The sequence below is a fragment of the Nocardioides sp. L-11A genome (assembly GCA_029961745.1).
Taxonomy (GTDB): domain Bacteria; phylum Actinomycetota; class Actinomycetes; order Propionibacteriales; family Nocardioidaceae; genus Nocardioides.
In genome coordinates, this window is record CP124680.1 from 4,003,858 (window position 1) to 4,017,443 (window position 13,586).

At 73.2% G+C, this 13,586-nt stretch carries 10 protein-coding genes; 2 read left to right on the forward strand and 8 right to left on the reverse strand.

Annotated features, from left to right (window positions below; translation table 11 throughout):
• Positions 1-63 precede the first annotated feature (63 nt).
• Positions 64-2,583 carry a tetratricopeptide repeat protein gene (locus QJ852_19255; protein ID WGX95287.1) on the forward strand — a complete coding sequence of 840 codons (2,520 nt, stop codon included), beginning with the start codon at positions 64-66 and terminating at the stop codon, positions 2,581-2,583.
• A gap of 22 nt (positions 2,584-2,605) precedes the next feature.
• On the opposite strand, the gene QJ852_19260 is transcribed toward QJ852_19255, so the two are convergent.
• The 7 genes from QJ852_19260 to QJ852_19290 form a co-directional block, all read right to left on the reverse strand.
• Positions 2,606-3,496 (reverse strand): GNAT family N-acetyltransferase, encoded by an 891-nt coding sequence (locus tag QJ852_19260; protein WGX95288.1) that lies wholly within the window; start codon positions 3,494-3,496, stop codon positions 2,606-2,608.
• Position 3,497: 1 nt separating this feature from the next.
• Complete coding sequence (locus QJ852_19265) at positions 3,498-4,115, reverse strand: LysE family translocator (protein WGX95289.1); 618 nt, start codon at positions 4,113-4,115, stop codon at positions 3,498-3,500.
• Positions 4,116-4,150: 35 nt separating this feature from the next.
• Positions 4,151-5,008, reverse strand: a complete 858-nt coding sequence (locus tag QJ852_19270; protein ID WGX95290.1) for a hypothetical protein — start codon at positions 5,006-5,008, stop codon at positions 4,151-4,153.
• Between the two features lie 20 nt (positions 5,009-5,028).
• The gene (gene metG, locus QJ852_19275; protein ID WGX95291.1) at positions 5,029-6,819 is read right to left on the reverse strand and encodes a methionine--tRNA ligase; all 1,791 of its coding nucleotides are present in this window, start codon (positions 6,817-6,819) and stop codon (positions 5,029-5,031) included.
• A 35-nt stretch (positions 6,820-6,854) separates the two neighbouring features.
• Positions 6,855-8,051, reverse strand: coding sequence for an N-acetylmuramoyl-L-alanine amidase (locus QJ852_19280; protein ID WGX95292.1), 1,197 nt, complete (start codon positions 8,049-8,051; stop codon positions 6,855-6,857).
• Between the two features lie 188 nt (positions 8,052-8,239).
• Positions 8,240-8,887, reverse strand: a complete 648-nt coding sequence (locus QJ852_19285; protein ID WGX95293.1) for a DsbA family protein — start codon at positions 8,885-8,887, stop codon at positions 8,240-8,242.
• Positions 8,888-8,941: 54 nt separating this feature from the next.
• Positions 8,942-10,357 (reverse strand): CHAP domain-containing protein, encoded by a 1,416-nt coding sequence (locus QJ852_19290; protein WGX95294.1) that lies wholly within the window; start codon positions 10,355-10,357, stop codon positions 8,942-8,944.
• A gap of 162 nt (positions 10,358-10,519) precedes the next feature.
• Between QJ852_19290 and pepN the strand changes: the two genes are divergently transcribed.
• On the forward strand, positions 10,520-13,093 hold the full coding sequence (pepN, locus tag QJ852_19295) for an aminopeptidase N (protein WGX95295.1): 2,574 nt from the start codon (positions 10,520-10,522) through the stop codon (positions 13,091-13,093).
• A gap of 125 nt (positions 13,094-13,218) precedes the next feature.
• On the opposite strand, the gene QJ852_19300 is transcribed toward pepN, so the two are convergent.
• Positions 13,219-13,578, reverse strand: a complete 360-nt coding sequence (locus QJ852_19300; GenBank protein WGX95296.1) for a DUF5130 family protein — start codon at positions 13,576-13,578, stop codon at positions 13,219-13,221.
• Positions 13,579-13,586 lie beyond the last annotated feature (8 nt).

Below are 13,586 nucleotides of genomic sequence, written 5' to 3' on the forward strand. Positions count from 1 at the left end.
CCCGGGCCGGGACGGTCCCGGATCCCGAACGATCCCGAACACACACCGGGTACCTTCACCCGCGTGACCGCCACCCGCCCGGCCTCGGACGAGGGCGTGACCTGGACCCTCGACGACGTCGCCGCCGGCCTGCGCGAGCTCCGGGCCGCGACCGGCAGCCCGTCGTACGCACGCATCGCCGAGCGGGTCGTCGAGGCCCGCCGGGCCCGCGGCCTGCCGGAGGCGGAGTGCCACGTCGGCCGGATCACGGTCTACGACTGCTTCCGCGACGGCCGGCGCCGGCTCGATGCCGACCTGGTGGCGGAGATCGTGACCGCGCTCGGTGGTGACGGCGCGAGCGCCGGGCACTGGCGGCAGCGCAGCACCGCCGCACAGCACCGCCGCGACGCGGCCATGGTCGGCACCGCGATCGCGCCCGTGCCCGCGCCGGAGGAGCCGTCCGTCGAACGGCCCGAGCTGGCCGCGGTCCTCGCCGCGGTCGAGGCCGGTGCCCGGGTGGTGGTCGTCGACGGGCTGGCCGGAAGCGGCAAGTCCCAGCTGGCGCGGCGGGCGGCCCAGGCGCTCGTCGCCTCCGGGCGGGCCACCGGCGGTCTCCAGGTCGACCTGCGTGGCTTCCACGACGACCTGCCGCCGGTGGCCGCGGAGGCCGCACTGACCGCCGCGGTCCGCACCCTCGGCGGTGCTACGGCGCCGGCCGCCCAGCGGGTACGCCGCCAGCAGTACGCCGCGCTGCTCCGCCGGCGACCCCACGTCGTCGTCCTCGACGACGCCGCCGACGAGGAGCAGGTGCGCCCGCTGCTGGTCCGGGCCGGCCCGACCGTGCACCTGGTCACCAGCCGGCGCGCGCTGCGGCCCGAGGGCGCCGCCGCGATCACGCTCGGCTCGTTCAGCCCCGACGAGTCGCTGCAACTGCTCGGCGCGATCGCCGGCACCGAACGCGTCGCCGCCGAGCCGGAGGCGGCGGCCGCGCTCGCCGAGGCCTCCGGCCACCTGCCCCTCGCGGTGTCGCTGGTCGCGACCCGGGTCGCCGCACGCGACGACTGGCCGCTGGCCGACCTCGTCGCCGTGGCCGATGCCCGCCGGCGCGGGCTGCGGGTCGACGACGCCGTCGCGGCGACGCTCGCCGCGACCTACGGCGCGCTGAGCCCGGCTGCCCAGCGGCTGTTGCGGCTGCTCTGCGCACCGCCGGTCGAGCAGCTCGACGAGACCGCGGTCGCGGCCGTCGCCGGCACGCCGGCCGAGGACACCGACGCAGCGCTCGCCGAGCTGTGGCGACACCATCTCCTGCAGCGCGCGGCGCCGTACCGGCTCCGGATCCACCCGCTGGTGCGCACCTTCGCCCTCGACCGCTCCCACGACGAGGACCGCCCGCGCGAGCGGACCGATGCCCAGCACCGGCTCGCCCACCACCTGCTCGCCCTCGCCTGGGCCGACCACGTCCATCTGCGCGCGGGCGGCGGGCGGCCGCCGCCGGCCGGTCTGGAGCTTCCGGAGCTCGACGCCGAGGAGGCCCGCCGCCGCATCGATCGCGAGTCCGACACGCTGCTGCTCCTGGCGGGCCTTGCCGACGGACCGCTGACCCATGTGCTGCCGGACCTCGCCCGGGCCATCGCCTCCCGGCTCGACCTGTGGGGCCGGTACGCCGACGCGCAGGTCCTCCACGAGCGCGCCTGGGCGGTCGCCCGGGCCGCCGGCCGACCGGACGCCGTCCTGCGGGCCCGGCTCGACCTCGGCAGCACGCTGGTCCGGCTCGGCGACCTCGACTCCGGCGGCGAACATCTCGATGCCGTGCATCCACGGCTCGAGGAGGCCGGGCTCCGGGTCGAGGCCCGCGAAGCGCTCAACTCCCTCGCCATCATCGCCGCCCAGCAAGGGCGGCCCGCCGAAGCCGCCACGCTGTTCCGGCGTTGCGCCGAGCTCGCCGCCGAGACCGGCGACCTGGTCGGGCGGGCACTCTCGCTCGACAACGTCGCGATCGTGGAGCACCGGCTCGGCAACCTCACCGAGGCGGTGCGGCACCACCAGCTCGCGCAGGAGGTCGCCGCCCGGGCGGGCGCCGACGCGCCGCGGGCACTGAGCCTGGTCAACGTCGCGACCCTCCAGCTCACGCTCGGCGACCCGGAGGCGGCGCTGGCCGCCGCCGAGGAGGGGGTGCGGCTGGCGGAGACGGTCGGCCACGACCCGGTCCGCGGCTACGGCCTCACGGCCTGGGGCCGGGCACTGGTCGGTCTCGGCCACCCGCTCGAGGGGCTCGCCCACCACGACACCGCGCTGGAGATCGCCCGCCGGTCCGGGGACCGGGTGCTCGAGGCGTCGGCGCTGTGCGGGCTCGCCGTCGGCCGGTTGGTGCTCACCGAGTACGCCGCCGCGCACGACGGGTTCACCCGGGCCGAGGAGGTCGCCGTCGCCGCCGGCCTGCTGCCCGAGCGGGTCCGGGCCCGCCGCGGCCTCGCCGACACCGCCGCCGCGGCCGGTGACGACACGGCGGCCGCGGCGCACCTGCGTGCGGCGACCGAGCTGGTCGACGGCGCGCCGGAGACCGAGCGGGCCTATCTGCGCGCCTGGCTCACCGGACCGGGCTGAGCCCCGCACCCCGCGCCGGGACTCACCGCAGGACGAGCTGCACCGTGTCGGCGACCGCCCGGAAGCCCAGCGCCTGGTAGAGCGCGTTCGAGGTGGGGTTCGCCTGGTCGGTGAACAGGGTCACCCGGTGGCCGTGCGCTCGCAGCAGCCGCGCGACCTCGGCGACCGCGGCCCCGGCCCAGCCCCGGCCCCGCTCCTCGGCCGGCGTGTAGACGGGGCCGATCCGCACCACGCCGTACGACGGCGGGTTGGCGCCGGTCAGATGGACCGGCCGGTCGTCGGCGTCGACCCAGAACCACAGCACCCCCTCGGCCAGCTTGCGCGCGACCTCCTCCGGCCCGAAGGCGCTCGCCTCCGCCAGGTGACCGGCAGCGCGGCCGGCCTGCTCGTCGGCGTCGGCGAAGAACCGGTGGATCCAGGCGAGCGCGAGGTCCGCCTCGCCGGGGTGCACCGCACGCAGCCGACCCGGCACCGGACGCGGGTCGACGAGCGTGCCGAGCTCGAAGAGCCGGTGGTGCAGGTGCTGCTCGACCCGGCCGCCCCCGGCCGCGGCGATCGCGGCGAGGAAGCGGTCGGCGGCGGGCCGCAGCCCGGTCGCGCCGCCGACGTCCTCCCCGCGCGCCCGGACGGCGTCGGCCAGGGCCACCGCGGCGTCGTCGGGCATGGCGAGCAGGTAGACCGGGTACGGCGCGAAGGGCGCCGTGCGCATCGCGATCCCGGTGATCGTCGCGTCCGGGCCGGTCACGACGGCGAACCAGCAGTGCGGGAGCTCGCCCCGGCCGTGGTCGCGGACCCGGTGGGAGATGGTGCTGACGACCGTGCCCGTCACTGGATCCGCGGCGAGGTGCTCCCCCGCTCGGGCCAGGAACTCCGCCGCGTCCTCGGTGAACCAGACGTCGTACCCGCCGCCCATGTCAGCGGGACTCGAACGCGAGGCGGCCGGCGAGCACCGCGAAGCACGATGCGAACAGCTTGCGCATCCGGTCGACCACCCTCGGCCGGGCCAGGACCTGGTCGCGCACGGCGGCCGCGCACATGCCGTAGACCGCGAAGACCACGAACGTCATCGCCATGAACACCGCGCTGAGCCCGAGCATCGCCGGGACGGCGCCGGAGCCGGTGGGCACGAACTGCGGCAGGAACGCGAAGAAGAAGATGGTGAGCTTGGGGTTGAGCAGGTTGAGCGTCACGCCGGAGACCAGGACCGCCCGGGTCGACCCGGTGCGGGCGCCGGCGGCCTCCTCGTCGACGGTCAGGACGCCGCGGTCGCGCCAGGTCGACCAGGCCATGAAGAGCAGGTAGGCGACGCCGGCGTACTTGATGGCGGCGAAGGCGACCCCGCTGGCGTGGAGCAGGGCGGCCAGCCCCGTGATCGCCGCGAGCATGTGCGGCACCGTGCCGAGGGTCCCGGCGAAGGCGGCGAGGACGCCGGCCCGGGCGCCGCGGGTGAGGCCGGCGGCGATCGCGTAGAGGGCACCGGTGCCCGGGGTCGCGACGATCACCAGCGAGGTCAGCAGGAACGCGGTGCTCATGCACGAGGAGACTAGGGGAACGGCGGGGATCCCTCCTACGCCTTTTCGTGGCCCCCGTCGCGCTCCAGCTTGTAGTGCAGCCGCATCGCGGTCGCGCCCCACATCCGCAGCTCGTGGTCGGTGCGCAGCACTCCTCGCTCGTCGAGGTAGACGTGGAAGCTCTCGTGCACGGGCGCGCGGGAGGCGTGGGTGCGGCCACCGTCCTCGACGACGACATAGGCACCGTCGGCCCCGAACGGACCGGGCGGGGAGTCCAGTCGGAAGGAGCCGTCGGGCAGGACGCGCGGTCGCAGGAAGACCTGGACGTTGCCGGACTCCAGCGGGAAGGCGACGTGCACCGACGGCCGGTCGGCGCCGGGGAGGGTGCGCGCGGAGTAGCAGCCGCTGAAGACGAACCCTCCCGTCGCCCGCAGGGTGCGCAGCCAGCCGGCGGCGACCTGCTGTCCGGCGGGGTCGCGGATCACCGACACCCGCGAGTCCATGCCGTGGGCGACGTCGAGCGGCCGCATCGGGAGCGCGAGCTGCTCGACCCGCCTGCCGAAGAGGCGCGACACCAGCTCGCCACCGGGCCAGGCCCAGGGCGCCCACGAGCTCCACACCTCGACCCGCCAGTCGGCAGTGTGCTCGTAGAAGTCCCGGACCTCCGGTGCCAGGTCGTCCACCACGAACCCGGGACCGTCGAGCAGCGCCATGGACGCCAGCAGCCCGGCGCCGGGCGCCGCCTCGTCGACGTACCCGTCGTGGAGGGCCGCCTCGGCATCCAGCCACCCGTCGCGGACGACGGCGGCCGCGCTCGTCGGCGCGCGCAGCCATCGGTGCTCGTCGACGAGGTCGACCGGCCGGCCGAGGGCACGCCACAGCTTGCGGCTCCCCAGGTCGAGCAGCGGCGTCACGGTGGTCGCGTCCTCCCGGCTCAGCCGTCGAGGCGAGCCAGCTCCTCCTCGACCAGACTCGGGTCGAGCTTCACGAAGACCGGCGTCGGCTTCGCGACCGGACGACCTACCTCCACCGGGTGCCGCTGCCACGTCGGGAAGCCGGAGTAGTCGCCGGTGATGATCGGGTAGCTACGCTCCGCGTCATCGAGGTCGGCGACGTCCTCGATGCCGGGCATCGGCGCGATCGCCCCGGACCCGCCGAGCGCCTTGTCGACCTCGTTGGCCGAGAACGGCAGGAACGGGCTGAGCAGCAGGTTGAGGTCGGCGACGCACTGCGCCATGACATGCAGCACGGTGCCCAGGCGCTCCGGGTCCTCCTTGATCTTCCACGGCTCGGAGTCGGAGACGTACTTGTTGACGTCGGCGACCGCACGCATCGCCTCACCGATCGCCTGCTTCTGGCGGTGCCGGCCGATCAGGTCGCCGACCGTGCCGAACGCCGCCTCGGTGATGGCCAGCACGGCCTCGTCCTCGGCGCTCAGCGGGCCGGCGGCGGGGATCTCGCCGAAGTTCTTGGCGATCAGGGTCGCGGTCCGGTTGACGAGGTTGCCCCAGCCGGCCACCAGCTCGTCGTTGGTACGACGGACGAACTCGGCCCAGGTGAAGTCGGAGTCCTGGCTCTCCGGGCCCGCGGCGGCGACGAAGTAGCGGAAGGCGTCGGGCTGATAGCGGGCGAGCAGGTCGCGGACGTAGATCACGACTTTCTTCGACGAGGAGAACTTCCTGCCCTCCATGGTGAGGAACTCGCTGGAGACGACCTCGGTGGGCAGGTTGAGCTCGCCGTACTCCCGCGGCTCGCCGCCCTTCGCGCCCTTGCCGGCATAGGCCAGCAGCTCGGCCGGCCAGATCTGGGAGTGGAAGGTGATGTTGTCCTTGCCCATGAAGTAGTAGGACAGTGCCGCCGGGTCGTTCCACCAGGCCCGCCAGGCGTCCGGGTCCCCGCTGCGTCGGGCCCACTCGATCGACGCCGACAGATAGCCGATGACCGCGTCGAACCAGACGTAGAGCTTCTTGGTCGGGTTCTCCCGCCAGCCGTCGAGCGGGACGGCGATGCCCCAGTCGATGTCGCGGGTCATCGCGCGCGGGCGGATCTCCTCGAGGATGTTCTTGGAGAACCGGATTACGTTGGGCCGCCACAGGCCGGTCGCCTCGCGCTCGTCGAGCCACGCCTGCAGCGCGTCGGCCAGCGCCGGCAGGTCGAGGAAGAAGTGCTGGGTCTCGATGAACTCCGGCGTCTCGCCGTTGATCTTCGAGCGCGGGTCGATCAGGTCGTGCGGGTCGAGCTGATTGCCGCAGTTGTCGCACTGGTCGCCACGCGCGCCGTCGTACCCGCAGATCGGGCAGGTGCCCTCGATGTAGCGGTCGGGCAGGGTGCGTCCGGTGGAGGGCGAGATGGCGCCGTAGGTCGTCTGCTCGACGAAGTAGCCGTTCTCGTAGACGCCGAGGAAGAGCTCCTGGACCACCGCGTGGTGGTTGCGCGTGGTGGTGCGGGTGTAGAGGTCGTAGCTGACGCCGAGGCCGACGAGGTCCTCGACGATGAGGCGGTGGTTCTTGTCGGCCAGCTCCTGCGGCGTCATCCCGGCCTCGTCGGCGGCGATGAGGATCGGCGTGCCGTGCTCGTCGGAGCCCGACACCATGAGGACGTCGTTGCCCGCCATCCGCTGGTACCGGCTGAAGACGTCGGACGGTACGCCGAAGCCGGCCACGTGGCCGATGTGGCGGGGACCGTTCGCGTAGGGCCAGGCGACAGCGGAGAGGACGTGCGTCATGGGTTGAATCCTAGGGTCGTCGCCCGCCCCGGCCGTCAGCGGCGGGACCTCTTGATCCGGGCGGCAGTGCGCAGGCGGATCTCGGGCAGGGCGTCGTAGAGGAGCTGGCCCGGGCACTCGGTGTCGTTGGTGTCGCGGTGGCCGTCGATCACCGGCAGGGTGACGACGGCGCCCGCCGGGTAGCGGTCGCTGCCGTGGGAGCGCACGGGCGTGGCCGCCAACGGGTCGCGGCGGTACTTCTTGAGCTTCCAGGCGGCGACCTTCGCCACCCCCGCGAGCACCTTCGGTGTGGGGATCGCCTCCTGGTAGGACCCGAGCACGGCGATGCCGACCGAGGTGTGGTTGAAGCCGAGGGTGTGCGCGCCGCGCGTGTCGCGGTCGCCGTCCGCACCCCGCCGGCCGGCCCAGATCCGGCCGAAGCGGTCGACGAAGTAGTTGTAGCCGACGTCGGACCAGCCGAGCGTCTTGGTGTGGTAGCGGTAGATCGCCCGCAGGATCCGGGGCACGTCGCGCCTGCGGTAGTCGTTGCCGGTCGCGGTGTGGTGCACGTGGACCTGCTCGACCGTCCTGACCCGCTTCGGCTTTCCGCTCGCCCACCTCTCCTTGGCACCCCACGCGCGCCGGCTGCGGATCTTCGGGCGCAGCGAGCGGCGGCGCTTCGGTCGGGCCCCGTTGTCCGGGGCCTCCCGGACGTCCCGCGGGTCGCGGCCGGGGTCGACCAGGGTCAGCACCGGGCGCTCGACGGCACCGGTCAGCTCGACCTGGACGCCGTCGCTGTCGCCGGCCCAGAGCGGCTCGGTGCCCGCCCGGGCCCGCCCGCCCTCGGCGGTGTCGCGGTCCGGCAGGTCGCGCAGCGCGGCGACCTCGCGCCACGGACCCCAGGCACCGCCCACGCCGCGGACCCGCACCCGGACCCGGCCGGTGCCCGCGGCCCAGGTGACGCCGAGCAGCGCGAACCGGTCGGTGCGCTGTTCGGCCGTGCGCAGCACGGCCCCGCGCGCGGCGACCTGCGGGGCGGCGGTCAGCGGTACGTCGAGCGCCCCGCCGAGTCCGCTGCGGTCGGGACGCAGCCGCAGCCGGGCGCGCGGCCGGGCGGGGACCGGCGGTCCGGCGGGAGCGGCGCCCGCCGGTCCGGCGGGGCCGGCGGCGAGCGCCACCAGCGGGAGCGCCACCGCCGCGGCACCGAGCGTGGTGAGGTCGCGGCGGCGCAGGGACGGGTCCGAGACGGTCATGACCATCGAGCATGCGCCATCGCGGCGGGGAGAGGAAGGCGGCTCACCCGCGTGTCGCGCATCCCCGCCGTGGCGTCACATCCGCCCCAGGTGCACCACTGGACGGGCATTTCCTGCGCTTGTCGGGCGTTGCAACGGCCGACAAGCGCAGGAATCGCCGGTCGACCGGCGATTCCTGCACCCGCCGCCTACGAGAAGTCGAGGCCCCCGGTCCGCGTCCGCTTGAGCTCGTAGAAGTAGGGGAAGGACGCGACGGCCACACAGCCGTCCCACAGCCGTCCGGCCTCCTCGCCGCGCGGGATCTTCGAGAGCACCGGACCGAAGAAGGCGGAGCCGTCGATGTGGATGGTCGGCGTCCCGACGTCGTCGCCGACCGCGTCCATGCCCTCGTGGTGCGAGCGCGCGACCGCGTCGTCGTACGACGCATCGGTGGCCGCCTCGACCAGGTCGGCGTCGAGACCGACCTCGGCCAGGACCTCGGCGATCAGCGCGAGCCCGCCGTCCGGCTGCTCGTGGAGCGACCGGCCGTCGAGGTGGATCCGCTGGCCGAACGCGTCGTACAGCGGGCGCAGCACCTTGTCGCCGTAGCGCTCCTGGGCCGCGATCAGCACCCGCACCGGCCCCCAGGCCGGAGCGAGGATGGTGCGGTACTCCTCCGGGATGTCCTTGTCCTTGTTGAGGTACCCCAGGCTCATGACGTGCCAGTGGACCTCGATGTCGCGCACCTGCTCGACCTCGATGATCCAGCGCGACGTGATCCAGGCGAAGGGGCACAGCGGGTCGAACCAGAAGTCGGCGCGGTGGGGCGCCGACGCGGGCGCGGAGTTCTCAGCCATGAACACCCGAACCCGACGGCCCACGTCCGCATTCCCGCTCGCCGTCCCGCTCGCTCACGACACCTCGACGGTCCCGGTCACCTTCGGGGACCGCGGCACGACCGCCGAGCCGAGATAGCGCACCCGCACCGCCTTCGCGCCTCGGGCCATCGGCACCTTGACCTTCACCTTGCCGTCGCGGAGCCGGACCTCGCCCTTCCATGAGCCGATCCGGACCAGCACCTTGCCCTTGACCGGCAGCTTCCCCGCTGCGGTCACGCGCACCTTGGCGATGGCCCGTCCGTTCTTCGACTTGGTCTTCAAGGTGACGACGGCCGGACTGGTCACCCGCGGCGTCGCGGGAAGGGTCTCGGTGTGGGACAGGAACTGCGGCTTCGCGCCGGTCACCTGGACCGCGACCGACGTGCCGACGTCCTCGGCGGCCAGCTGGTACGTCGCCCCGGTGGCGCCCGCGATCGGCGCGCCGTCGCGCAGCCACTGGTAGCTCGGCGTCGCGTCCGGCTGGTCGTAGCCGCCAGGCGTCACGGTGAGCACCTGGCCCAGCTCCGGCGTACCGGTCAGGGAGGCCGGCGCCGTCGGGTGCACCACGCCGGCGACGACGGGGCCGATGTCGTAGAACGGCGAGACGTAGGTGGTGTAGCCCTCCTGCTTCGCGACCACCCGGAGGCTGATCTGCTTGCCCAGGAGGTCGGCGGTGAGCGGCAGGTTCGGCGTGATGTTGTCGGCGAGCCGGACGCCGTCGGCGAACCAGCGCCACCGGTTCTCCGCGGGCACCGGGGACCAGGAGCCGGCGGTGGCGCTGATGGTCGTGTCCACGACGAGGGGGCCGTTCACGACGGGGGCGCCGGTCTGGGTGAAGACGGGCTCGACCGGCTGCTCCGGCGTCGGAGTCGGCGTCGGCGTGGTCGGGCGGTCCACGAAGTGGATGAACCCGCTCGGCCACCGCCCGCTGGCCCGGGTGATCGAGCGCCAGTGGAAGGTGCCGCCCCACGAGTCCTCGGAGACGATGATCTCGTCCGGCGACACGACCCGCTCGATGTAGGCGAGGTGGCCGGCGGAGCCGGAGCCGTTCGCGTACTTGCCCCACCACGCGATGGCACCGACGTTCGGCGTCTGGTCGGTGATGGAGCTCATGAACTTGCCCCACTCGCTGGCGTTGCCGCTGCCGGTCCACGGCCGCTTGTTGGGCATCCCCGCCCGGATCATCCGGTAGGCGGCGTAGTTGGTGCAGTTGTGACCGGCGTACATCTGCCAGTACATGGTGCCGTTCGCGGCGCCGTACCCGGCGTCGGAGTAGCCCGCGGCGTTGCAGGCGGCATAACCACTGCACAGGTAGGTGGTCCCGGCCGATGGGAGCACCGGGTCCGAGGTCGTGGGGGTCGAGGGACCGGCGAGGACGAGGTACGACGCCAGCAGGGTGCTGGCTGCGGTCGTGGTCCCCCAACGCGCGGTCCGTCCTGGAGTGCGCATGCCGAACACCATCGGGCACAACCGCCCCAGAACGCAACAAAAACCCCGAAAATCTCACCCGTCACTGGCGTGTCGCATTGACAGAGATGAACTACACCGTTGTAGCTCGCGCCCGAAGTCGCGATTGTCGGACAACTCGGAGCGGGTGCAAGGATGGCTCCCATGCCCGGCACCAACCTCACCCGCGACGAGGCGGCTACCCGCGCCGCCCTCGTCGACGTGACGTCCTACGTGATCGACCTCGACCTCTCCGGCGCGACGCAGGAGGGCGTGCAGACCTTCGGGTCCACCACGACCCTGACCTTCACCTGCCGCCAGCCCGGCTCGGCGACCTTCGCCGACCTGGTCGACGCGACGGTCCACGAGATCACCCTCAACGGCACGCCGCTGGACCCCGCCGCGGCGTACGCCGACAGCCGGATCGCGCTGCCCGACCTCCAGGCCGAGAACGTGCTGGTCGTCAGGGCCGACTGCACCTACTCCAACTCCGGCGAGGGCCTGCACCACTTCGTCGACCCCGCCGACGGCAAGGTCTACCTCTACTCCCAGTTCGAGGTCCCCGACGCGCGCCGGGTGTTCACCACCTTCGAGCAGCCCGACCTCAAGGCGCCGTTCACATTCAACGTGACCGCTCCGGAGCACTGGAAGGTCGTCTCCAACGCGGCCACTCCCGAGCCCACCTCGGCCGGCGAGGGCACCGCGCTCTGGGCGTTCCCGGCGACCAAGCCGATGTCGACGTACATCACCGCGATCGTCGCCGGCGACTACTACGAGGTCCAGGACGTCTACGAGGGCGCCCACGGCACCATCCCGCTGGGCCACTACAGCCGGCAGTCGCTCAAGGAGTACCTCGAGCGCGACCGCGAAGAGATCGTCACCCTCACCAAGCAGGGCTTCGCCTTCTTCGAGGAGGCCTTCGGCTACCCGTACCCCTTCGGCAAGTACGACCAGCTCTACGTGCCGGAGTACAACATGGGCGCGATGGAGAACGCCGGCGCGGTGACCCTGCGCGACGAGTACCTCCCCCGCTCGCGCCAGCCGCGCTCCTTCTACGAGTTCCGCGCGTCGGTGATCCTGCACGAGATGGCGCACATGTGGTTCGGCGACCTCGTGACCATGAAGTGGTGGGACGACCTGTGGCTCAACGAGTCCTTCGCCGAGTGGGCCTGCTACCACGCCGAGGCCCTCGCCACGTCGTACGACGACGCGTGGACCGGTTTCACCAACGCCCGCAAGCAGACCGGCTACCGCGCCGACTCGCTGCCCTCGACGCACCCGATCGCGGCCGACAACGTCGACCTGCACGCCGTCGAGGTCAACTTCGACATGATCACCTACGCCAAGGGCGCGGCGGTCCTCAAGCAGCTCGTCGCCTGGGTGGGCCTCGACCCGTTCCTGGCCGGGCTCAAGCAGTACTTCCGCGACCACGCGTTCGGCAACACCGAGTTCACCGACCTGCTGACCGCGCTCGAGAAGGCCTCGGGCCGCGAGCTCACCGGCTGGGCCCAGGAGTGGCTGCAGACCGCGGGCACCAACACCCTCTCCCCCGCCTTCGAGCTGGCCGCCGACGGCACCTTCGCCTCGTTCGCGGTCAACCAGAGCGCACCCCAGGACCACCCGACGCTGCGCCGGCACCGGGTCGGCATCGGCTTCTACAACAGCTCCGACCAGGGCCGCCTGGTCCGCACCGACTATGTCGAGGTCGATGTGGAGGGCGCCCGCACCGAGCTGGCCGAGCTGGTCGGCAAGGCCCAGCCGGAGCTGCTGCTGCTCAACGACCAGGACCTGGCCTTCGCCAAGATCCGCCTCGACGAGCGCTCGCGCGCGACCGCCGTCGCGCGGCTCTCCGACCTCGACGACTCGCTGGCCCGGGCGCTGGTCTGGAGCGCCGCCTGGGACATGACCCGCGACGCCGAGCTGGCCGCCACCGACTTCGTCGAGCTGGTGCTCGGCAATATCGGCCAGGAGACCGACGCCTGGGGCGTCAGCCGGATCCCCGTCTACGCCGCGCAGGCGGTCGCGCTCTACAGCGACCCGGCGCGGCGTACCGAGCTCGCGGTGCGCTGGGAGCAGGGCCTGCGCGCCCTGCTGGCCGCCGCCGAGCCCGGCACCGACCACCAGCTCACCTTCGCGCGGGCCTACGCCGCGGCGGCCACGAGCGAGGCGGCTGTGGCCGACGTCGAGGCGATCCTCGACGGATCGCTGGTCTTCGAGGGCCTCGCGGTCGACCAGGACCTGCGGTGGGCGCTGCTCACCCACCTGGCGCGCGTGGGCCGGGCCGACGACGCCCGCATCGACGGCGAGCTCGCGCAGGACAACACCATCTCCGGCCAGGAGAAGTCCGCCGCCGCCCGCGCCGCCCAGGGCAGTGCCGCCGCCAAGGAACGCGCCTGGACCCAGGCCCTGCTCGACCCGTCGGTGCCCAACGAGACGCAGCGCAGCGTTGTCTTCGCGTTCTGGCAGACCGGGCAGGAGGACGTGCTCACGCCGTACGTCGAGCGCTACCTCGCCGAGGTCGCCGGCACCTGGGAGCGACTCGGCAGCCACAAGGCCTCGGTCGCGCTGGAGCACATCTTCCCGCGCCTGATCGCCACGCAGGCCACGCTCGACGCCGTCGACGCCTGGCTCGACGCGAACGCCGCGTCGGTCAACCCGGGCGCGATCCGCTACGTCCGCGAGGGTCGCGCCGACGTCGCCCGGGCGCTCGCCGCCCAGGCGACCGACGCCCAGCGATAGCGCGACCCGGCGCAGATCCAGGCCGGAAACGCACCGACCCGGCGCATCTGAACGCCCCAGTGACGCCGACCCGGCGCGTTCAAACGCGCCGGGTCGGTGTTTTTCAGGCGTTCAGATGCGCCGGGTCAGTCCTTGGCGAGCTCGCCCAGCAACTCGATGCCACGAGTCAGACCACCCGCGAGGTCGCCGGACGCGAACGCCTCGGTCATCGCGGCGACCGCCTGCCGCGACTCGTCGTCGGTGAGCCGCTCGCGGGTGTGGCCGCCCGTGACGATCTCGACGACCCGGCGCTCCGGGTCGACCATGATCAGGATGCTGCGCGCGGGCAGGACCAGCGTGTTGTGCAGGCTGGTCGCGAAGTCCCGGGGGTCGCCGCTCGCCGAGCCCACGAACACCGAGATCTCGGCGCGGCAGGCCTGTTCGGCGGTGCGGATGGTGACGTCGAGGGCGGCGCGCTCGGTGGCGCTCAGGGTCGGGGTGCTCATGACCGCCG

Bases quoted from the DNA above. Each gene is read 5' to 3' on its own strand.
- QJ852_19285 (WGX95293.1), bottom strand. From the start codon at position 8,887: ATGGCTGAGAACTCCGCGCCCGCGTCGGCGCCCCACCGCGCCGACTTC.
- pepN (WGX95295.1), top strand. From the start codon at position 10,520: ATGCCCGGCACCAACCTCACCCGCGACGAGGCGGCTACCCGCGCCGCC.
- metG (WGX95291.1), bottom strand. From the start codon at position 6,819: ATGACGCACGTCCTCTCCGCTGTCGCCTGGCCCTACGCGAACGGTCCC.
- QJ852_19265 (WGX95289.1), bottom strand. From the start codon at position 4,115: ATGAGCACCGCGTTCCTGCTGACCTCGCTGGTGATCGTCGCGACCCCG.
- QJ852_19290 (WGX95294.1), bottom strand. From the start codon at position 10,357: ATGCGCACTCCAGGACGGACCGCGCGTTGGGGGACCACGACCGCAGCC.
- QJ852_19300 (WGX95296.1), bottom strand. From the start codon at position 13,578: ATGAGCACCCCGACCCTGAGCGCCACCGAGCGCGCCGCCCTCGACGTC.
- QJ852_19280 (WGX95292.1), bottom strand. From the start codon at position 8,051: ATGACCGTCTCGGACCCGTCCCTGCGCCGCCGCGACCTCACCACGCTC.
- QJ852_19260 (WGX95288.1), bottom strand. From the start codon at position 3,496: ATGGGCGGCGGGTACGACGTCTGGTTCACCGAGGACGCGGCGGAGTTC.